The organism is Mycolicibacterium aichiense (assembly GCF_010726245.1).
GTDB classification, from domain to species: domain Bacteria; phylum Actinomycetota; class Actinomycetes; order Mycobacteriales; family Mycobacteriaceae; genus Mycobacterium; species Mycobacterium aichiense.
In genome coordinates, this window is the sequence record NZ_AP022561.1 from 5007045 (window position 1) to 5026568 (window position 19524).

21 protein-coding genes are annotated in these 19524 nt (G+C 67.1%); 4 read left to right on the forward strand and 17 right to left on the reverse strand.

Translation table 11 applies throughout. The features are described from left to right. Positions 1-17: 17 nt before the first annotated feature. From G6N32_RS24145 to G6N32_RS24170, 6 genes are all read right to left on the reverse strand, one after another. Entirely contained in the window at positions 18-440 is a 423-nt protein-coding gene (locus tag G6N32_RS24145; protein ID WP_115318580.1) for a hypothetical protein, read from the reverse strand. Further along, positions 437-1426, reverse strand: coding sequence for a porphobilinogen synthase (gene hemB / locus G6N32_RS24150; protein WP_115318579.1), 990 nt, complete (start codon positions 1424-1426; stop codon positions 437-439). Before hemB ends, G6N32_RS24145 begins: the two co-directional genes overlap by 4 nt. Positions 1427-1439: 13 nt before the next feature. Next, positions 1440-3101, reverse strand: a complete 1662-nt coding sequence (locus G6N32_RS24155; protein WP_232077305.1) for a bifunctional uroporphyrinogen-III C-methyltransferase/uroporphyrinogen-III synthase — start codon at positions 3099-3101, stop codon at positions 1440-1442. Between the two features lie 4 nt (positions 3102-3105). Beyond that, the gene (gene hemC, locus G6N32_RS24160; protein WP_264028569.1) at positions 3106-4068 is read right to left on the reverse strand and encodes a hydroxymethylbilane synthase; all 963 of its coding nucleotides are present in this window, start codon (positions 4066-4068) and stop codon (positions 3106-3108) included. A gap of 26 nt (positions 4069-4094) precedes the next feature. Then, positions 4095-5462 carry a glutamyl-tRNA reductase gene (locus tag G6N32_RS24165; RefSeq protein ID WP_115318576.1) on the reverse strand — a complete coding sequence of 456 codons (1368 nt, stop codon included), beginning with the start codon at positions 5460-5462 and terminating at the stop codon, positions 4095-4097. A gap of 106 nt (positions 5463-5568) precedes the next feature. Then, positions 5569-5829, reverse strand: a complete 261-nt coding sequence (locus G6N32_RS24170; RefSeq protein ID WP_115318575.1) for a glutaredoxin family protein — start codon at positions 5827-5829, stop codon at positions 5569-5571. A 30-nt stretch (positions 5830-5859) separates the two neighbouring features. Between G6N32_RS24170 and G6N32_RS24175 the strand changes: the two genes are divergently transcribed. Both G6N32_RS24175 and G6N32_RS24180 read left to right on the forward strand, forming a co-directional pair. Then, positions 5860-6789, forward strand: a complete 930-nt coding sequence (locus G6N32_RS24175; protein ID WP_115318574.1) for an HAD family hydrolase — start codon at positions 5860-5862, stop codon at positions 6787-6789. A gap of 38 nt (positions 6790-6827) precedes the next feature. Beyond that, entirely contained in the window at positions 6828-7334 is a 507-nt protein-coding gene (locus tag G6N32_RS24180) for an FAS1-like dehydratase domain-containing protein (RefSeq protein ID WP_115318573.1), read from the forward strand. A 16-nt stretch (positions 7335-7350) separates the two neighbouring features. On the opposite strand, the gene G6N32_RS24185 is transcribed toward G6N32_RS24180, so the two are convergent. The 9 genes from G6N32_RS24185 to G6N32_RS24225 form a co-directional block, all read right to left on the reverse strand. Further along, positions 7351-8415 (reverse strand): lysophospholipid acyltransferase family protein, encoded by a 1065-nt coding sequence (locus G6N32_RS24185; RefSeq protein WP_115318572.1) that lies wholly within the window; start codon positions 8413-8415, stop codon positions 7351-7353. A 29-nt stretch (positions 8416-8444) separates the two neighbouring features. Next, a complete protein-coding gene (locus G6N32_RS24190) occupies positions 8445-9518 on the reverse strand; it encodes an SDR family oxidoreductase (RefSeq protein WP_115318571.1) in 1074 nt (357 codons plus the stop codon). 74 nt (positions 9519-9592) lie between these two features. After that, a complete protein-coding gene (locus tag G6N32_RS24195) occupies positions 9593-9694 on the reverse strand; it encodes a 30S ribosomal protein bS22 (RefSeq protein WP_003402602.1) in 102 nt (33 codons plus the stop codon). Positions 9695-9835: 141 nt separating this feature from the next. Beyond that, entirely contained in the window at positions 9836-10096 is a 261-nt protein-coding gene (locus G6N32_RS24200; RefSeq protein ID WP_036343205.1) for a helix-turn-helix domain-containing protein, read from the reverse strand. Between the two features lie 139 nt (positions 10097-10235). Beyond that, entirely contained in the window at positions 10236-11099 is an 864-nt protein-coding gene (gene proC, locus G6N32_RS24205) for a pyrroline-5-carboxylate reductase (RefSeq protein ID WP_115318570.1), read from the reverse strand. A 141-nt stretch (positions 11100-11240) separates the two neighbouring features. Then, the gene (locus G6N32_RS24210) at positions 11241-12038 is read right to left on the reverse strand and encodes a thioesterase family protein (protein ID WP_115318569.1); all 798 of its coding nucleotides are present in this window, start codon (positions 12036-12038) and stop codon (positions 11241-11243) included. Between the two features lie 15 nt (positions 12039-12053). Continuing rightward, on the reverse strand, positions 12054-12899 hold the full coding sequence (locus G6N32_RS24215; protein ID WP_115318568.1) for a sugar phosphate isomerase/epimerase family protein: 846 nt from the start codon (positions 12897-12899) through the stop codon (positions 12054-12056). A 7-nt stretch (positions 12900-12906) separates the two neighbouring features. Then, the gene (locus G6N32_RS24220) at positions 12907-13917 is read right to left on the reverse strand and encodes an Rv0497 family membrane protein (protein ID WP_115318567.1); all 1011 of its coding nucleotides are present in this window, start codon (positions 13915-13917) and stop codon (positions 12907-12909) included. Next, positions 13914-14927 (reverse strand): Ppx/GppA family phosphatase, encoded by a 1014-nt coding sequence (locus tag G6N32_RS24225; protein ID WP_163789424.1) that lies wholly within the window; start codon positions 14925-14927, stop codon positions 13914-13916. The genes G6N32_RS24220 and G6N32_RS24225 overlap by 4 nt, the downstream gene beginning before the upstream one ends. A 51-nt stretch (positions 14928-14978) precedes the next feature. On the opposite strand from G6N32_RS24225, the gene G6N32_RS24230 reads away from it, so the two are divergent. Together G6N32_RS24230 and G6N32_RS24235 are read left to right on the forward strand one after the other, a co-directional pair. Next, positions 14979-15800: a DUF3109 family protein gene (locus G6N32_RS24230; RefSeq protein ID WP_410432206.1), complete on the forward strand. Its 822-nt coding sequence runs from the start codon at positions 14979-14981 to the stop codon at positions 15798-15800. A 181-nt stretch (positions 15801-15981) separates the two neighbouring features. Beyond that, on the forward strand, positions 15982-17529 hold the full coding sequence (locus tag G6N32_RS24235; protein ID WP_115318564.1) for a sugar transferase: 1548 nt from the start codon (positions 15982-15984) through the stop codon (positions 17527-17529). Positions 17530-17557: 28 nt separating this feature from the next. Here the strand turns inward: G6N32_RS24235 and G6N32_RS24240 are convergent, their stop codons facing one another. After that, complete coding sequence (locus tag G6N32_RS24240) at positions 17558-18244, reverse strand: winged helix-turn-helix domain-containing protein (RefSeq protein ID WP_083118180.1); 687 nt, start codon at positions 18242-18244, stop codon at positions 17558-17560. Then, entirely contained in the window at positions 18241-19446 is a 1206-nt protein-coding gene (locus G6N32_RS24245; RefSeq protein WP_115318563.1) for a sensor histidine kinase, read from the reverse strand. Before G6N32_RS24245 ends, G6N32_RS24240 begins: the two co-directional genes overlap by 4 nt. Between the last annotated feature and the right edge of the window lie 78 nt (positions 19447-19524).

Below are 19524 nucleotides of genomic sequence, written 5' to 3' on the forward strand. Positions count from 1 at the left end.
CGGGCCAGCCTATCGGGTCACTTGCTGAAGAACCCGTGGGCGTCCGGCCGGTGCAGCAGGAAGGCGCCGCCCATGATCAAGACCGAGCCGATGATGCCGGTGACCGCGAAGACCACCGCCTGCACGGTCTCCCGCTCGGTGCTGAACAGGCTGGCCGCGGTGTAGATGACGCTGGCCACGCCGCCGCCGGTCAGCACCGTCCGGGTCCAGCGATAGCCCGACCGCATCAAGAACAGGAAGGTGACGACCACCGCCGACACCGTCACCGCGAACAACACCGTGATCCCCATGACGAAGAACGACGAATGCTTGCTCGCGGTGAAGTACGCGTCGACGAGGTAGCCGATGACCATCAGCGGCAGAGCGACGAGCCACAGCCAGAAGCCGGTGTCGACGTCGGCGGGACGCGCGGGAGCCGTGGGCGGCTGCTGATGCGTCACGCCAGCCAGCCCGCGACGTCAGCAGCCCAGTAGGTCAGCACGATGTCGGCGCCGGCACGCCGGATGCTGGTCAGTGACTCCAGCGCGGCAGCCCGCCCGTCGATCCATCCGTTGGCCGCGGCCGCGCTGATCATCGCGTACTCCCCCGATACCTGATAGGCGGCGACCGGAACCGGCGAGACGTCGGCGGCCGCTCGCACCACGTCCAGGTAGGCCATTGCCGGCTTGACCATGATGATGTCAGCCCCCTCGTCGAGGTCGAGAACGATCTCGCGCAACGCTTCCCGCGCGTTGCCGCTGTCCTGTTGATACGTGCGCCGGTCCCCTTGCAGGCTCGACGCGACCGCCTCGCGGAACGGGCCGTAGAACGCCGAGGCGAACTTCGCGGCGTAGGCCAGGATCAGCACGTCGGTGAAGCCGGCCGCATCGAGGCCGTCGCGGATCGCCGCCACCTGACCGTCCATCATGCCGCTGGGCCCCACCACGTGGGCTCCCGATTCCGCCTGTGCCACAGCGAGTTTGACGTATTGGGTGTTGGTGGCGTCGTTGTCGACCCGACCTCGAGCGTCGAGCACACCGCAGTGCCCGTGGTCGGTGAATTCGTCGAGGCAGGTGTCGGCCATCAGCACCGTGTCGGTGCCGAGGTCCTTGGCGAGATCGCGCAGCGCCACGTTGAGGATGCCATCGGGATCCACCCCGCACGAGCCGAGAGCGTCCTTGTCCGACTCACGCGGAACCCCGAACAGCATCACACCCCCGACGCCGGCAGCCACCGCCTGTTCCGCGGCGCGGCGCAGCGAGTCGCGGGTGTGTTGATACACCCCCGGCATGGAGGCAATCTCCCGCGGCTCGTCGATGCCGTCGGCGACGAACATCGGGAGCACCAAATGCCTTGGCTCCACGCTGGTTTCGGCAACCAATCGGCGCAGCGCCGGGGTCGAGCGCAACCGGCGCGGGCGCTGCCGTGGATAGCCGGGCAATGACATGCCTTCTTTCCGGTTAGCGGCGTCGGCTCTTCTTGCGCGGCGGCGGCAACGCGCCCTCGGCACGCAGCCGGGCGGCGTGCTCGGCCAGTGCATCGACCAGCGGACCAACCGCAGCCGTCTCCGGCTGCACGTCGACCCGCAGCCCGAATTCCGCAGCCGTCTCCGCCGTCTTCGGCCCGATGCACGCCACGATGGTGCGGGCGTGCGGCTTGCCGGCGATACCGACCAGGTTGCGCACGGTCGAGCTCGAGGTGAAGCACACCGCGTCGAACCCGCCGGTCTTGATCATCTCGCGGGTCTCGGCCGGCGGCGGCGCCGCACGCACGGTGCGGTAGGCGGTGACGTCTTCGATCTCCCAGCCGCGGTCGCGCAGACCTTCGGCCAGGGTTTCGGTGGCGATGTCGGCACGCGGCAGCAGCACCCGGTTCACCGGATCGAAAATGCTGTCGTACTCCGGGAATTCGTCGAGCAGACCGAGTGAGGACTGCTCACCGGCCGGGACCAGCTCAGGGCTGACACCGAAGGCGCGGACCCGGTCGGCGGTCGCCTCGCCGACACAGGCGATCTTGACGCCGGAGAAAGCCCGCGCGTCCAAGCCGAACTCGCCGAACTTCTCCCACACCGCGCGCACCGCGTTGGTGGAGGTGAACACCACCCACTGGTAGCGGCCGTCCACCAAACCCTTGACGGCCCTTTCCATTTGGGCCGGGCTGCGCGGCGGCTCGACGGCGATGGTGGGCACTTCGATGGGCAGCGCGCCGTGGCCGACCAGCCGGTCGCTCATCTCGCCTGCCTGGTCCTTGGTGCGCGGCACCAGGACGGTCCAGCCGTACAGCGCCCGGCTCTCCCACCAGTTCAGCTTCGCGCGGTGCGCCACCGTCTTGCCGATGGTGACCACCAGCGTGCCGGTCAGCGGACCGGCCGGATCGCTGTTGCAGGCCAGGGTGGCGCGGTCGGTCAGGCCGTGCAGGGTGGTCTCGACCGAACGCTGACCGCAGGTGGTGCCGTTGGAGGTCACCACGCACGGCGTGGCCTCGGCCAGGCCGTACTCGATCAGGGTGCGCGCGGACTCGGGAAGGTGCGAGGCGCTCGCGGTGAGGATCAGCGGGCCGGGTGCGGCGGCCAGGGCCGCCCAGTCGACCTCGCCGCGCACGTCGGCGACGGTGTGCGCCGATCCCAGCGGCAGACCCGCGTAGGTCGGGACCGCGCTGGTGGCGGGCAGGCCCGGAACGATCTCGAACTCGGCGTGGGCGCGGGCGACGGCGTTGACCTCGGTGATGACCGAATCCACCGACAGCGGATCACCGGCAACCAGGCGCACCACGTCGAAGCCTGCCTTGGCCTCGTGGACCAGCGTCTTGGCTACTTCGGCCGGGTCGCCGAGCGCGGGCCGGACGTCGGGGCCGACGGAGACCACAGGCGGCGCGGTCTCGTCATGGCCGTCGGCAGGGGGGCCGTCCGGTGCGGGTGCGGGCCCCGACGCCGGCGGCAGGTCGGTGCCGACCACGCTCAGGACGGCCGGCGGCACGTCGGGATCGGTGAACACCAGCGCGGCGTTGGCCAACACGGTGCGGGCTCGCGTCGTCAACAGGTTGGGGTCGCCCGGACCCGAGCCGACGAACGTGATGTGTCCCGGCTTCGCCTTGCGTCCCCGACCGCTCACATGACCAGTCATCGCTTCACTCCCGCTCTACTCCGTCTTCTGCCGTGCGTACGGAGCTCTGTACCGACATGACTTCACGCGCACCGAGCTCGAACAACTCCGCGGCGACCGAGAGCCCCAGCTCTGCGGACCGGCCGGGTGTGCCGATACCGGACGCACGAATCACATCGGATCCGTCTGCTGCCGCCACGCATGCGCGCAGTGACAGCTCGTCGAAGACGCGGCCGTCGTCATCGATGGACTCGACCACTTCGGCGATCGCGCCCACCGGTGCGGAACAACCCGCCTCCAGTTTGGCCAGCAGGGTTCGCTCCGCGGTGACCGCGACGCGGGTGTCGGGATCATCGAGTGATCCCAACAGCGCCACCAGCTCGGTGTCGCCCGCGCGGCACTCGATCGCAAGCGCACCTTGGGCCGGCGCTGGCAACATCTGCACCGGCTCCAGCGTCTCGGTGACATCGCCGAGTCGTCCAAGACGGGCCAGGCCCGCCCGGGCAACCACGATGGCGTCGAGATCACCACTGCTTACCCTGTTCAACCTGGTATCTAGGTTGCCTCGTAGGGGGCGGATTTCCAAACCGAGACCCAGTGCTCTAAGCTGCGCGGCCCGTCGCACCGAGCTCGTGCCGATCACCGAGCCCGCCGGCAACTCCCCCAAAACCATTCCGTCCCGGGCCACCAAAGCGTCTCGGGCGTCTTCTCGGGGCGGGATCGCGGCGATGGTGAACCGCTCGTCGGATGCCGTCGGCAAATCCTTGTACGAGTGCACCGCCATGTCGACGCGACCGTCGGCAATGGCTTCACGCAGGGCGGCGGTGAACACCCCTACCCCGATCTCGGCGATCGGCTTGTCGGAGCGGTCTCCGGCGGTGCTGATGATGATCAGCTCGGCGCGATGCCCGCGCTCGATCAGTTGGTCTCTGATGGTCCCCGCCTGCGTGGTCGCCAGCAGACTGCCCCGGGTACCTATCCGGATCACCGTGTCGTTACTGCCGGCCAACCGCGCTACCCGGTGCCGTCGGTTCGGCCCTGATCGAATTCCGTTGCCAGCAGGGGCAATTCACCTGCGGCCACGGCATCGACGGCCTGCGGATCGAGTTCGAAAAGTTCCCGCAACGCCTCGGCGTAGCTGTCGCCGCCCGGCGCGCTGGCCAGCTGCTTGACGCGCACCGTCGGGGCATGCAGCAGCTTGTCGACCACCCGCCGCACGGTGCGGGCGACCTCGTCGCGCTGCGCGTCATCGAGGCCCGGCAACCGGTTGTCCAGCCGCAGCAGTTCCGATTCGACGACGTCGGCGGCGCGCTGACGCAGTGCGGTGACCGTGGGTGTGACTTCCGACATCCGCTGGCCGGTCAGGTAGCTGGCAACCTCTGCGGCGACGATCTGCCGGGCTGCTTCGGCGTCGGTTGCCGCGGCCCTGGCCGACGGTTCGCGCTGCACCCGGTCCATATCGATGACCGCCACACCGGGCAGACCTGCCACTGCGGGGTCGACATCGCGGGGCATGCCCAGGTCGCAGAGCACCAGCGGAGGAGCGGTCTCATCGCGGCGGACGCTGGCCAGCGCGTGGTGCACGTCGGCCAGCGAGACCACCGGACGGACCGCGCCGGTACAGCTGACCACGACATCGGCGGCGGCCAGCGCGGCGGGCAGCTCCTCGAGGCTCAGCGCCCGGGCTGTCGCACCCTGCTGGCGGATGCTCTCGGCGAGGCGCTTCGCGCGTGGCAACGACCGGTTCACGACGTCGATGTGGGTGATGCCCGCGCGCAGCAGGTGCGCGACCGACAGCCCGCCCATCGATCCGGCGCCGACGACGGCCGCAGTGCGCCCGGCCAACCCGTCCATGCGCGAGGCGGCGATATCCAGTGCGACGGACACCACGCTGGCGCCCGCGGTATCGATCGCGGTCTCGGAGTGCACCCGCTTGCCCACCGACAGCGCGCGTTGCGACAGATCGTGCAGGATCCGCCCGACCGTCTTGTTGGCCTCGGCCGTGGCGTAGGCACGGCGGACCTGGCCGAGCACCTGCTGCTCACCGATCACGGCGCTGTCCAGGCCGCTGGCGACCGCGAACAGATGCTCGACGGCGGCCTCGGCGTAGCGGACGTAGGCGTACTTGGTCAGATCGCCCATCGGCATGCCGGAGTGCTCGGCGAGCACTTGCCCGATCGCCGACAGACCGCCGTGGAAGGCGTCGACCACCGCGTAAACCTCGACGCGGTTGCAGGTGGACAGCACCATCGCCTCGGTCACCAGCGACGACTGCAGGAGTTGATCGACGATTTTGAGCTGGTCCGACTCGTCGGTGGACAGCTGCTCGAGAACGGAAACCGGAGCGCTGCGATGCGAAACTCCGAACAGCAGGACGCTCACGGCACGATCACCTGGCCCGCTCCCTCGCTGTGACGGAATGCTCCGTTAGTGAAACTTAGTTCCACGGTAAACGCTGCGCAGGCAGCTGGCCAAATTCCGCCGGTGTTCACCGGGCAGACAGGTCGGCGCGAAGCCGCGCGACATCGACATCCCAGTAACTGTGCTCGCGCCCGTCGAGCAGCACGACCGGCAGCCGGTCGCCGAATTCGGCCCGTAAGGCGTTGTCCCCCGCGGCCGCAACGGCGTCGACGTCGATGGCCGACAGCTCGAAATCGAGTTCGGCGGCCAGCTCGGTGAGGCGCCCGTAGACCTGCTGGCAGATGGTGCACCCGGCCCGGGTCAACAGCTCGACGTGTGCGCGGCTCACCTGAGCCAGTGTCGCAGTTAGGGTTGACCCATGGGTTCTGGGGACCACGACCAGGAGCTTGCAGGTGATGCCGGCGCCGAGCTGGCCGTCGACGAGTTGGTCGCCGAGCAAGCCAGCGCGGTGGCGCGCGACGCCAGCATCGCCGCGGTGCGCGAGCCGGGGCCGGCCGCCGCCGAGCCGACCGTGCCGCCGCCCGCCGACCTCACCGCTGCCGCGTTCTTCGACGTGGACAACACGCTGGTGCAGGGCTCGTCGCTGGTGCACTTCGGCCGCGGGCTGGCCGCACGCAAATACTTCACCTACGCCGACATGGCCAAATTCATCTACGCGCAGGCCAAGTTTCAGCTCACCGGCCGGGAGAACAGCGACGACGTCGCCGAGGGCCGGCGCAAGGCGCTGGCGTTCATCGAAGGACGGTCGACAGCCGAGCTGATCGCTGTCGGCGAGGAGATCTACGACGAGATCATCGCCGACAAGATCTGGCCCGGCACCCGGGCGTTGGCGCAGATGCACCTCGACGCAGGCCAGCAGGTGTGGCTGGTCACCGCGACGCCGTACGAGCTGGCCGACACGATCGCCCGCCGACTCGGCTTCACCGGCGCGCTGGGGACCGTCGCCGAGTCGGAGAACGGGGTGTTCACCGGCCGGCTGGTGGGCGACATCCTGCATGGCGTCGGCAAGGCGCACGCGGTGCGGCAGCTGGCCATTCGCGAAGGGCTGAACCTGCGGCGCTGTACCGCCTATTCCGACAGCTACAACGACGTGCCGATGCTGTCGCTGGTGGGCACCGCGGTCGCCATCAATCCCGATGCCGATCTGCGCGAGCTGGCCCGCGAGCGGGGCTGGGAGATCCGCGATTTCCGCACCGCGCGCAAAGCGGCGCGCATCGGAGTGCCGTCGGCGCTGGCACTCGGCGCGGTCGGCGGAGCGCTCGCGGCAGCGGTGTCACGCCGGCGCTGATTCACAGCGTCGGCAATACCCGCTGATAGGCTCCCCGGGTGTCAATCGCCAGCGACATCATCGGAACCCACTACCGCTACCCGGACTACTACCTCGTCGGTCGCGAGAAAATCCGCGAGTACGCCAAGGCGATCCAGTCCGACGATCCGCTGCACTACAGCGAGGAGGCAGCCAAGGCTGCCGGTTACCCCGACGTGGTGGCGCCACTGACCTTCATCGCGATCCCGGGCCGCCAGGTGCAGCTCGACATCTTCCGCAATTTCGATGTCGGCATCAACATCGCGCGCGTCATTCACCGCGACCAGAAGATCAAATTCCACCGCCGGATCGTGGCGGGCGACAAATTGTTCTTCGATTCGTGGCTGGATTCGGTTGTCGAATCGCACGGCACGGTGATCAGCGAATTGCGCAGCGAAGTCACCGATGAAGATGGCAAACCGGTGATGACGACCGTCGTGACAATGATCGGCGAAGCCGGCGGCGACGAGGAAACCAATGCTCAGGTCGCGGCCATCGCCGCGGCGGCCATGGGCAGGCAAACGTAGCGCGCAGCGCGCGGGCTCAGCCCAGGAACATGTTGCGACGCTTCGTCAGCAACTGATACAGCGTCTGCTGGATGGTCTCGCGCACCTGATCGGTGAGATCGAAGGTGATCATCGGATCGTCGGCGGCGGCCTCGTCATAGCTGGCCGTCTCGATGGGCTTTCCGAACGCGATGTGCCACTTCGACGGAAGCGGGATCAGCCCGACCGGGCCGGCCAGCGGGAACAGCGGCGTGATCGGGAAGTAGGGCAGCCCGAGCACCCTCGCCAGGAGCTTGACGTCGGTGATCATCGGATAGATCTCCTCGGACCCGACGATCGAGCACGGGATGATCGGCGCCTTGGTGCGCAGCGCTGCCGAGACGAAGCCGCCGCGGCCGAAGCGCTGCAACTTGTAGCGGTCCCGAAACGGCTTGCCCAGGCCCTTGTAGCCCTCGGGAAAAACGGCGGTGAGTTCTCCGCCGGCGAGCAGACGATGGGCGTCGGTGGTGCACGCCATGGTGTGGCCGGCCTTGCGGGCGATCGGGCCGAGCATCGGCATATCGAAGACCATGTCGGCCGCCAGCAACCGCACGTCCCGGTTGGCCGGGTGATGGTCGTGGACCGCCACCGACAACATCAGCCCGTCCATGGGCAACGTTCCGGCGTGATTGGCGACCACGAGGCCGGCGCCCTTTTTCGGCAGATTCTCGATGCCGCTGACCTCGACTCGGAACCAATTCTGGAAAAGCGGCCGGAGCAAAGGCAATACGATCGCGTTGTTGAACATCGGGTCGAACCCGAATTCGTCCACCGAATAGTCGCCGGTGAATCGTTTGGTGACATACTCCGCGACGGCCGAAATGCGTTGCGCCAGTTCATTGGGCGCATCTTCGGCGACCCCGTTTCCACCGGGCCCGCGCCGCGCGTCGATTTCTCGTACTACGGCGGCGATCTCCTCAGCCGAGGCACGGGTGCCCGGGTCGGACAGTAGCGAGGGATGCCGGCGCGCCGCATCAGCGCGCTGCGCAGCACGACGTGACGCCGCAACTCGACTCGTATTCGAGTGCAGCGGAATCACTTTCGCCTTTGATTCACCCGCCACTTCGATACCTTCTCCCCACCATTGGCCCCTCAGCCGCCCCACCGCTGCGCAACGGCGACCGCGCGACTCTCCACAGATCGTACCCATTTCGGATCGATGATCGGTGTCAAACCTCGGCCGCGCACGTAGTCGTCGAACGCCTCCATCGTCGTCCATTTCGGTGTGAAGCCCAACTCGGAGCGCATTCTGGTGGTGTCCATGACCCGGCCGTAATTCAGCCAATCCATCTGGTCACGGTTGAGGTCGGAGGCCCGGCCCGCCCTTCGCAACGAATACAGTGCCCAAACCGCGGAATTCGGCAACGGAATCGCAATGCGTCCGGACCGCCGAACCGCTTGCGACATCATGATCACGCCGTCGGCGCCGATGTTGAACGTGCCCGATTTGCCTGCCATCGTGGCCCGCTCCAGCGCGCCGAGCGCGTCCTGCTCGTGCAGCAGCTGCAGCCGCGCATCGTGGCCGAGCATCGTGGTCACCAGCGGACCGGCCAGATACCGCGACAGCGCGGTGTCCATGCCCGGACCGATCATGTTGGCCAGCCGCAGGATCGTGACCGCGATGTCGGGCCTGCGCCTGCCGAGTCCGCGGGCATAGCCCTCGATGTCAATGCTGTCGCGGGCAAACCCTTCCGCGGGCGGACGGCGGCTGCTGCTGTCCTCGGTGAACGCCACCGGGTCGTGCGGATGCGAGCCGTAGACCTCTGAGGTCGACTTGAGGATCACCCGCCGCACCGAGGGCGCCTTCTGGCACGCCGCGAACAACTGCATGGCGCCCATCACGTTGATTTCCTTCAACGTGGCGCGTCCACCCGAGCGGGGGGCGTACGACGCCGCGGCGGCGTGCACCACGGTGTCGACTTCGCCGTTGCGAATCACCTTGGCGATGAATGGGTTTCGAATGTCGGCGCGCACGAACTCGGCGCGGCCCATCCGGCGCAGCAAGTCCTTGCTTGGCGCGACGGCGTCGACGGCGATGACCTTGTTGATCAGCGGGTTCTGCGCCAGACGCGCGGTGAGGTATCCACCGAGAAAGCGACATGCTCCGGTGACCAGCACGACCTTCGGGTAATGCGGGGCTTCATTGTCGATACCGCCGGAAGACATCAGAACAGCCTATCGGCCTGCGCGAAACCCGGCACAGCTCGACAACGATGGCCGAGCCAGGCCGGGTGCGACGACTACTTGCCGAGTTTTCTGCGCTGGACCCGGGTACGACGCAGCAGCTTGCGGTGCTTCTTCTTCGACATGCGCTTACGCCGCTTCTTGATGACTGAACCCATGTAAATCCGCTACCTAAATCCTCGCAGTGCCTGCACGAGAGCAGGCTTCTTGTGTCCCGAACACCTTACCTAAGCAGGCATGCGGAACGGAAAACGACCTGTTGCCGACGAGCCGGCGATGAGCGCCCGCGCGAAGAGCGATCAGCCCGCGTCGAAGTACGACGTCTCCAGCAGATCGTGAACAGCCTTGGCGTGCACCCGGAACGACCTGCCCACCCGCACCGCGGGCAGCTCGCCGTTGTGCACCAGGCGGTAGACCGTCATCTTGCTGACGCGCATCAGCGCGGCGACCTCGGCGACGGTCAGAAATTGAGCTCGAGCGGCGGGCGGGTTGTCGGCGCCGGCATCACGCGCCGACTTTCCAGCCGAATCCCGCGCTGATGGCCCGTTCATAGACGTCATCGCAACCCAATCCGTCAGGCACGGGCAGTTCCAGCGGCTTCCCCACCGCTGGCACCCAGCCGTGCATACACGAGGAGAATAGCGTGGCGGATGGGGTTACTGCGACGGGTGTGGGTCAATCCATCAGAAATTCTTTGAACTACTCTGATGTAATTCCTAGCTGCTCAGAGCGGGTTTTTGCGGCGTCGATGGCAGCTGCCAGGGCCGCCCGCAGCCCCCCGTTCTCGAGTTCCCGCAGGCCAGCGGCAGTGGTGCCGCCGGGTGATGTGACCATCGCCCGCAGCCGGGCCGGCGAGGTGTCCAGGCCGACGTCCTCGCCCGCAGCACGCTGGCTGTCGAGGCGTTCCAGCAGCATTGCCGCGGATCCGGCCATGGTCTGCACGGCAAGGTCCGTCGCGACGGCCCTTCCGAGCCCGTTGGCGACCGCCGCATCGACCAATGCTTCGACGAACAGGAAGAAATAGGCGGGCCCCGAACCGGAGACGGCCGTGACGGCGTCCAGCTGGCTCTCCGGGACGGTCAGCACATCGCCGACGCAGCGGAAGACCGCCGCAACGTCAGCGAGCTGCTCAGCGGTGGCGAACCGGCCCGGTGCCATGGCGCTGACGCCCGCACCGACCAGAGCCGGCGCGTTGGGCATCACCCGGACGACCGGTGACCCGGCGGGCAGTCGCGATTCGTAGAAGCTGATCGTCACCCCTGCGGCGACGGTGACGAAAACTTGCTCGACGGTGTCGCTCTCGGCCTGTGCGGCCGCCTCCGCGATCTCGGCGACCACGGACTCGGCATCACCGGGCTTGACCGCCACGATGACGAACGCCGCGGTCTCCACGGCCTCCGACACCGACGCCAGCTGGATCGAATATTTCTCGCCGAGATAGCGGGCACGCTCCGGCATGCGCTCGGAGACGACGATGTCCTTCACCTGCCGGCCTGCCCGAAGCAGCCCCGCAAGGATCGCCTCGCCCATACTGCCGCCGCCGATGATCGCGATTCTGGCCATGCGCAGACCCTATCGGCCGACCGATGCGGGCCGCCCGCGGCACGAGCAGGAGGCCGATGATTTCGGCTTGGGTCGGCCGTTCACGATTCCCCACGATTTCGGTGCGCTTTCGTTCGCTGCGCGGCGGTTAGCGCGCCGACATCACTGTGCGGGCACCAAGGCGAGCTGACGGGTCTGCACGATGATGCGCCCCGCACTGTCGACCACGGTGTGGTCCTCGTCGAACCAGTCCTGGCCGATCTGGGTCGTCGTGCACGACACCCGCAGCCAACCCGGATCGGGCATGCCGCGCAGGTACGCCGTCATCTGTACGGTCGGCGCCCAGCCGCGGCGGCCCACCGCGTAGCAGGCCGGCACCGAGATGTCGCCACACATCAGGGCGAACAACACGTCCACCGGCCCGTCTTTGGGTCGCACCCAGATCTTGAACACCGGCGCACCGGATTCGGTGCGCGTCTCGTCCAGGTCGGGCCGGATGTCGCAGCCGCGCGCCAGATTGTTGATCGCCGCCGCGGGGTGACCGGGCCCGATCGGTTCGATGTGCTCCGGCGGCTCGACGCTCATCAGCGGTGTCACCGGATTGGCCGACAACAGCGGCTCGACGTGATGTTCGGGGTCGCCGAGGGTGACGACGCAGCGCACACACGTGCGCCCACCCTGGGTCAGCGCCACGTCGACCAAACCGATTCGGCGCCCCCGCTTCTGCACTGCTGTGACCAGGCGAACCGACCCGGGATCCGGCGCCGACAGGAAGTCCGCCGACACGGCAACCGGTTCGAAGCCCGGGTGGTCGTACGCCTCACGAGCCGCCTTGGCGCACAACGCCAACATCACGCCGCCGTGGATTTTCGGGCCAATTGTCCAGTGCTCGTTGAGGTTTGCCTCAAAGCCGTTATCAAGCGGGTGCAATGTCATCGCATCGTCGAACCGGGGGTACATCAATACCTTTCTCGCTCAACGCAACAGGTGAGTGCGCGCGAACTGCAGCGATTCGACCAGCAGCGCCTCGCGCTCGGCCTTGGTACGCGCACCCGAGGTGGTGACCTCCAGGATCACATGCCCGGTGAAGTCACTTGCGGCCAGCATCTGGCACACCTCCGCGGTCGGCTGGGTTCCCCGGCCGGGCACCAGGTGTTCGTCGGTCGAGGCACCGTTGCCGTCGCACAGATGAAGGTGCACCAGACCCTCACCCATCCGGTCGGCCATCTCCAGGGCGTCGGTGCCCGCCGTCGCGGTGTGGGACAGGTCCAGCGTGTAGTGCGCGTGGTTGCCATCCAGCGGGTCATAGGACGGCGCGAACGCCGAAATGCCCACCCCGGGGCGGCCGCCGCGTTTGCGCATCCGCTCGATCGACGGGTCGCCGGAGCCGAAGAACCTGTCGGCACGGAACGGAAACATGTTCTCCACCGCAACGAGAACGTCACTGCGGCTTTCCAACTCGGCGACCTGCTCACTGAAGCCCTCGGCGTAGCGGCGCTGCCATCGGAACGGCGGATGCACCACGACGGTCTGCGCGCCGAGCCGCTCAGCGGCCTGCACGCTGCGGGTCAGCTTCGGGATGGGATTGGCGCCCCACACCCGCTGGGAGATCAACAGGCACGGCGCGTGCACCGACAACACCGGCACGTTGTACCGCCGGGACAGCTTGGCGATCTCGCCGATGTCCTGGCTCACGGTTTCGGCCCACACCATGAGTTCGACTCCGTCGTAACCCAATTCGGCTGCGTACTCGAACGCGGCCTCGGTCCTCAGCGGATAGACCGAGGCCGTCGACAGACCGACCTTGATGGCTGGGCGCACTGAAGAATCAGGTCGATTGCAACAGCGCCAGCGGCCCGAGCGTCACCAGCGCACCGACCGCCACTGCGATCAGCGTGCTGGCGATGTCCTCGGTTTTACGGACGATTCGGACGGCCACCACCAAACCGAGGATGACCAAGACCGAAAGCACCAGCGCGACGATGTTGTTCCACCGCCACAGCTGGTCGAACGCGATGAACAGCCCGGCACCGAATGCCACGGCAAGGATCGACTGCCCTGCCACCAGCAGCCCGCGCCAGAGTGCGGTGAGCTTGCCTTCGCGTGGCCGGTCCTCGGCGTGGTCCGCCTGGACGTCGCGGTCTGCCGACGCCGCGTCGCCGTCGTGCTCGTCTTCTGCCACACCGCGGCGGGCGAGGTCGTCGGCGACGGTCTGGCCGCTGAACAAGGCGCCGGCGGAGGACCGCAGATAGGACTGCAACTCGACGGCTTCGTCGACATGTTCGTCAGCGGTCAGGTCGAGCACCGGCGCCGCCTCGTCGACCGGGTCGAACGCCATCTGCTCGGCGTCGGAGTCCGATTCGTCGGCGGGAGTGGGTTCGGGCCTGCGCAGCGGGCGCGGGTCATAGCTGCGTTCCGGGCGCTGCTCGCGCCGCGGTAGCGGGCTGTCCGAGCGTGGCGGCGGCCCATCGAACGGGCGTTCCTTCGCCTCGTCCTGGTGTTCCTCGTGGAGTTCCGCTGCCTGGTCGTCCTCGACCACCTCGGTCGCGGCGGCCGCGCCGTTGGTGGCGGCCGGCGGCTGAACAGCCAGCTCCTGCTCGACCGGCTCCTCGGCGACCTCGTCCTCATGCAGGACGGGGTCCTCACGCACGACGGGCATCTCGCCGGTCCGAATGATGGGGATCTCGCCGGTCAGTTCGGCGACAGTCACGGCATCACTGTTGCCGCGGCGACGACGGCGACGCCCCCCGACCGGCGGTGAGCCGATCGTCCCGTTCTTGGCGAGCAGCTCGGCCACCGAGATGGGCCGGCTGTTCTCGCTGTCCTCTGGTGCTGTCATCGTGTGCCTCTCGATCGGGCAGTCGACCGATCAAAATTCTTGCTTCCAGCATCCCCCACGGCGGTTTCCACCAGGGCAGTTCCGTCAGCTTCACTGTCGAGTCGGCGCAGGATGAGACCCTCACGCAGCGCCCACGGGCAGATGTCCACGGATTCCAATGACAGTGCTCGCATGCTCGCCTCCGCCACCAGAGCACCGGCCACTATCTGTGGCGCCCGCTCGGCACTGACTCCCTCCAACTCGGCACGATCTGTCGTGGTCATCCTAGAGATGAAAGATATGAGCTGCCTCAGGCCGTTGAGGGTCAGCGTCCGTTTGACCCTGGGGCCGGCACCCGACGGGGCCGCGCCGGTGAGCCGCGCCAGCGACCGGAAGGTCTTCGATGTCGCGACCGCGAGGTCGGGGGCGCCGGCATCCAGCACAAAGGCACTGGCTTCGGCCAGCTCGTTGTCCAGCCAGTCACGCAGCATCGCGACGCGGCGGCGGCCCGGCGGATCGTCCGGGAGCCACTCGCGGGTGAGCCGGCCTGCGCCCAACGGCAGGGACATCGCCACCTCGGGCGCCTCGTCGACACCGTTGGACAGCTCGAGCGACCCGCCGCCGATGTCGAGGTTGATGATGCGTCCCGCGCTCCAGCCGTACCAACGGCGAACCGCCAGGAAGGTCAGCCGCGACTCGTTGGAACCGGACAGGACCTGCAGGTTCACCCCGGTCTCGGCGAGCACGCGCGCCAGGACGTCCTCGGAGTTCTTGGCGTCCCGCACCGCCGAGGTGGCGAAGGCCATCAGGTCGGCGCAGCCCGAGCTGGCCGCGATCTTGGCGAATTCGTCGATGGTGTCGATCAGCTTGTCGGCACCGCGGCGGGTGAGCTTGCCGGAGTCATCGATCGCCTCGGCGAGCCGCAGCGCGGCCTTGGTCGAGCTCATCGGAGTCGGATGCCCGCCGCGGTGGGCATCGACCACCAGCAGATGAACTGTGTTGCTGCCCACGTCGAGCACGCCTAATCGCACGTGAACAAAACTAGCCTGCGTTCCCTGCGCAGCACCTGCGACATGGGGCAAATGCCAGCGCGAAGGTGGCGCGTACTTGGACTACGGTTGGGCGCTGTGACAGATGCGCACGTGCACGAAGTCGACCTGGACTTCCCCCGCGAGTGGGTGGAGTTCTACGACCCGGACAACCCGGAACATCTGATCGCCGCGGATTTGACCTGGCTGCTGTCGAATTGGACGTGCGTGTTCGGCACGCCGGCCTGCAAGGGCACCGTCGAGGGCCGACCGGATGACGGTTGCTGTTCGCACGGGGCATTCCTGTCCGACGACGACGACCGCGCCAATCTGGATGACGCCGTCAAACACCTGACCGACGAGGATTGGCAGTTCCGGGACAAGGGACTGGGCCGCAAGGGCTACCTCGAGATGGACGAGTTCGACGACAAACCGAGCTTGCGCACCCGCAAGTACAAAGGCGCCTGCATCTTCCTCAACCGGCCGGGATTCCCTACCGGCATCGGCTGCGCGCTGCACACCAAGGCACTGAAGCTCGGGGTCGAGCCGCTGACCATGAAGCCCGAGGTGTGCTGGCAGCTCCCCATCCGGCGGGTTCAGGAGTGGATCACCCGGCCGGACGGCTCGGAGATCCTGAAGTCCACGATCACCGAATACGACCGGCGCGGCTGGGGCGAAGGCGGGGCCGACCTGCACTGGTACTGCACGGGTGACCCGGCAGCCCACGTCGGCGCCAAGCAGGTGTGGCAGTCCTACGCCCCCGAGCTGACCGAGTTGCTCGGCGAGAAGGCGTACTCGGAATTGGCGGCGATGTGCCGGCGCCGTGGTGGATTCCCGCTGATCGCCATCCATCCGGCAACTCGCGCTGCGCAGTAGCGCAGAGATACCTCCCCGGCGACCAGCCACGCCGTGTAGTAGTAGCAATATTTGCTAATTCTGCATCACTCTGCACAAAACTCGTGATGTTCGTCATCCGCTCTTAAGGTTGCCTCGCGCCCTAAGTAGGGTTACGGTGCAGTTAATAGCAGTTCGGTGACTATGGGAGCGGATCTTCGCTGTGTTGGCTGAACAGTCTGATAATCAGATCTCAGTCGGTAACAACTGCCCCGAAGATCTTCGCCAAAACTCAACCTCAGCGTTATTTGACGAGAGCAGCATTCCGCCGCTGTGGCAGCAGGCGCAGGCCTCGCGGCGCGAGGCCCGGCGCTTCCGCCACTCCAAACGGCTGATCGCGACCGACGCCACCGTCATTTGCCTGATCCTGGCAGTCGCGACCGTGACGCTGTTCGCCGGCGATCCCGTTGCCCTGTTGACCTACGCCGTGGGCTCCGCGGCCCTGGCCGCCTTATGGATGGCCGCGCTGGGTCTCACCGGATACCGCGCCCGCCGGGTGGTGGGCCGCGATGTCGGTGAATACATGACCGTCATCCTCGCCACGCTTCAACTCTTCGGCCTGATCGCGATCGGTGCGCTACTCCTGGACGTCAGTGTGTCGCGAACCTATCTCGCGATTGTGTTCGCAGCCGGCCTGCTCGGCCTCCTGGTTGGCCGGATGTGTTGGCGCCAGGTGGCGGCCGCCGAACTCCGACGCGCCGAGCACCAGATCTCAGTGCTCGTCGTGGGCAGCGCGAGGACCGCCGTCGAGGTCGCCACCAACTTCGTGCGAGATCCCGGTGCCGGTTACCGCGTGGTGGGAATCTGCACCCCCGCCGGACCGACCGCGAAGGTCGACGGCATCGACGTCGACGGCCTCCACATCCCGATCGTGGGAATCGACCAGGCCATCGCCGACGCCGTCCGCCGCACGGATGCCCATACCGTCGCGCTGGCCGCCACCGATCATCTGCGTCCCACCGAGATCCGCCGGCTGATCTGGGAACTCGATTCACTCGGTGTGGACCTGATGATCGCCCCCGGATTGGTGGACATTGCCGAAGATCGGTTGCACAGCCGACCCGTCGCAGGCATGGCGATGTTCGAGGTGACCAAGCCCCAGTACGAGGGCGCCAACTCGGCGGCCAAGCGGGTGTTCGATGTCGTGTTCACCCTGGCCGCGATGACGGTGATGGCACCGGTGTTCTTCCTCACCGCGCTCGCGGTGCGGCTGTCCGGACCCGGGCCGGTGTTCTATGCCTCGGAGCGAATCGGGTTCAAGGGCACCACATTCAAGATGCTGAAGTTTCGCAGCATGGTCGACGGCGCCGACACCGAAGCGCCGGCGATGATCGCCGCCGCCGGTAGCGATCCGGTGTTCTGGAAAGACAAGAACGACCCTCGGATCACCCAGGTGGGCAAGATCATTCGCAAGTACAGCATTGATGAACTACCGCAGTTCATCAATGTGCTGCGCGGCGACATGAGCGTGGTCGGGCCGCGCCCGCAGGTGCGCCGCGAGGTCGACTCGTACGACGACCTGGTCCGTAGGCGGTTGACGGTGAAGCCCGGGCTGACCGGGCTCTGGCAGGTCAGCGGACGGTCGGACCTCCCCCTGGAGGACGCCGTCCGCCTCGACCTCAGCTACATCGAAAACTGGTCGCCCATCCGCGATCTGATGATCATCGCCAAGACCATCAAGACGGTCCTGAGCGGCGAAGGGGCCTACTAGACCCAGCCGCCCGGACGCGGTCGGGCGGTTAGCCCTCGAGCTTGTAACCCAGACCGCGCACGGTGACCAGATGCACCGGGTTGGCGGGATCGCCTTCGATCTTCGAGCGCAGACGCTTGACGTGGACGTCGAGGGTCTTGGTATCCCCCACGTAGTCCGCACCCCAGACCCGGTCGATGAGCTGACCGCGGGTGAGGACCCGTCCGCTGTTGCGCATGAGGTACTCGAGTAGGTCGAATTCCTTGAGCGGCAAGGTAATCGGTTCGCCGGCGACGGTCACGACATGCCGCTCGACGTCCATCCGGACCGGACCGGCCTCCAGGATCGCGTCGCCGATACCGGAATCCTCGGTATCGCTGCCACGGCGCAGCACAGCGCGGATGCGGGCGATCAGTTCGCGGGCCGAGTACGGCTTGGTCACGTAGTCGTCGGCGCCGAGTTCCAGACCGACAACCTTGTCGATCTCGCTGTCACGGGCGGTCACCATGATCACCGGCACGCTGGAGCGGGCCCGCAGCTGCTTACAGACGTCGGTGCCGGTCATGCCGGGCAGCATCAGATCGAGCAGCACGATGTCGGCCCCCGACCGGTCGAATTCGGCCAGCGCGGACGGGCCGTCGCCGACCACAGTGGCCTCGAACCCTTCCTTGCGCAGCAGGAAAGCCAGCGGGTCGGCCAGCGATTCTTCGTCTTCCACGATCAACACGTTGGTCATTGGCGTAGTGCCTCCTCGTCAATGGCCGATAGGTCGGCCGGTTCGTCGTCATCGGTATGTGGATAGGCGGGGATGGACAGGGTGAACGTCGAGCCGGTGCCCGGCTGGCTCCACAGCCGGATGCTGCCGTTGTGATTGGCCGCCACGTGTTTGACGATGGCCAGCCCCAAGCCGGTGCCGCCGGTGGCCCGCGAGCGGGCCTTGTCGACCCGGAAGAACCGTTCGAACACCCGCTCCTGATCGGCGCGGGCGATCCCGATACCCCGGTCGGTGACGGCGATCTCGATGTTGTCGCCGCGACGACGGCGACTGATCGACACCTTGGATCCGTCCGGTGAGTATGCGATCGCGTTGGAGATCAGGTTGGCCAGCGCGGTGACCAACAACGACTGGTCGCCCAAGACCCGGAAACCACTCGGCGCATCGGTGGTCACCGTGATGTCGGCATTGTCAGCAGCCACTTTGTGTCGCGAAATGGCCTCGCTGACAACGGAGTCCACGTCGACACTGTCGAGGTCGGGAAGCGGCTCGGCGCCCTGTAGGCGGGACAGTTCGATCAGCTCGCGGACCATGTTGGCCAGCCGCTGAGATTCGGTGAGGATCTTCTTGCCGAAGTGGCGCACGGTCTCGGCATCGTCACCCGACTCCAGCAGCGCCTCGGCCAGCACGCCCATCGCGGCCACCGGGGTCTTGAGTTCATGGCTGACGTTGGCCACGAAATCGCGCCGGCTGGCCTCCATGCGGGCCTGCTCGGACTGGTCGTCGACATAGACGACGACGAAGCGCGGATCCTGCTTGCTCAGCAGCCGCACGTGCCCGCGGACCGACAGCCCCGACCGGCCGGCCGCCGCGCGCTGCGGCTGGGAGAGGTCGACCTCGACGCCCTCACCGGTGGCCAGCACGGTTTGGGCAGCCGTCCAGGCCCGCTCGTCGAGCTGGCGGTCCCGCACGATGCCGAGTTCGGTGGCGCGGTCGTTGATGAACACCACGTCGCGATGGGAGTCGACGACCACCATCCCGATCGGCGCCAGCGATACGACGTGCTGCAGCATCTGTGACACGGTGATGCCGGCCTCGGTGATCGCGCGACGCTGCCTGCGCTCGATGATCCGTGGGGTGAGTGCGGCCCCGATTCCGAGTCCGCAAGCAAGCGCTACCAGCGCCGCGGCGGTGGCCAGTATTGCCACCGAGCCAACACTCACAGGAAAAGGGTACGCATCCGGTGAACGTCATCCCAGCAGCGTGCGGCCGAATCGGTACACGTCACACTCTCAGCGCGC

What these genes read in the sequence shown, in the direction of transcription:
- G6N32_RS24175 (WP_115318574.1), top strand. Translation starts at nt 5,860, where the DNA reads ATGGGTTCTGGGGACCACGACCAGGAGCTTGCAGGTGATGCCGGCGCC.
- G6N32_RS24190 (WP_115318571.1), bottom strand. Translation starts at nt 9,518, where the DNA reads ATGTCTTCCGGCGGTATCGACAATGAAGCCCCGCATTACCCGAAGGTC.
- hemB (WP_115318579.1), bottom strand. Translation starts at nt 1,426, where the DNA reads ATGTCATTGCCCGGCTATCCACGGCAGCGCCCGCGCCGGTTGCGCTCG.
- G6N32_RS24230 (WP_410432206.1), top strand. Translation starts at nt 14,979, where the DNA reads ATGCCAGCGCGAAGGTGGCGCGTACTTGGACTACGGTTGGGCGCTGTG.
- G6N32_RS24195 (WP_003402602.1), bottom strand. Translation starts at nt 9,694, where the DNA reads ATGGGTTCAGTCATCAAGAAGCGGCGTAAGCGCATGTCGAAGAAGAAG.
- G6N32_RS24240 (WP_083118180.1), bottom strand. Translation starts at nt 18,244, where the DNA reads ATGACCAACGTGTTGATCGTGGAAGACGAAGAATCGCTGGCCGACCCG.
- proC (WP_115318570.1), bottom strand. Translation starts at nt 11,099, where the DNA reads ATGGCCAGAATCGCGATCATCGGCGGCGGCAGTATGGGCGAGGCGATC.
- G6N32_RS24210 (WP_115318569.1), bottom strand. Translation starts at nt 12,038, where the DNA reads ATGTACCCCCGGTTCGACGATGCGATGACATTGCACCCGCTTGATAAC.
- G6N32_RS24220 (WP_115318567.1), bottom strand. Translation starts at nt 13,917, where the DNA reads ATGACAGCACCAGAGGACAGCGAGAACAGCCGGCCCATCTCGGTGGCC.
- G6N32_RS24155 (WP_232077305.1), bottom strand. Translation starts at nt 3,101, where the DNA reads ATGACTGGTCATGTGAGCGGTCGGGGACGCAAGGCGAAGCCGGGACAC.
- G6N32_RS24200 (WP_036343205.1), bottom strand. Translation starts at nt 10,096, where the DNA reads ATGACGTCTATGAACGGGCCATCAGCGCGGGATTCGGCTGGAAAGTCG.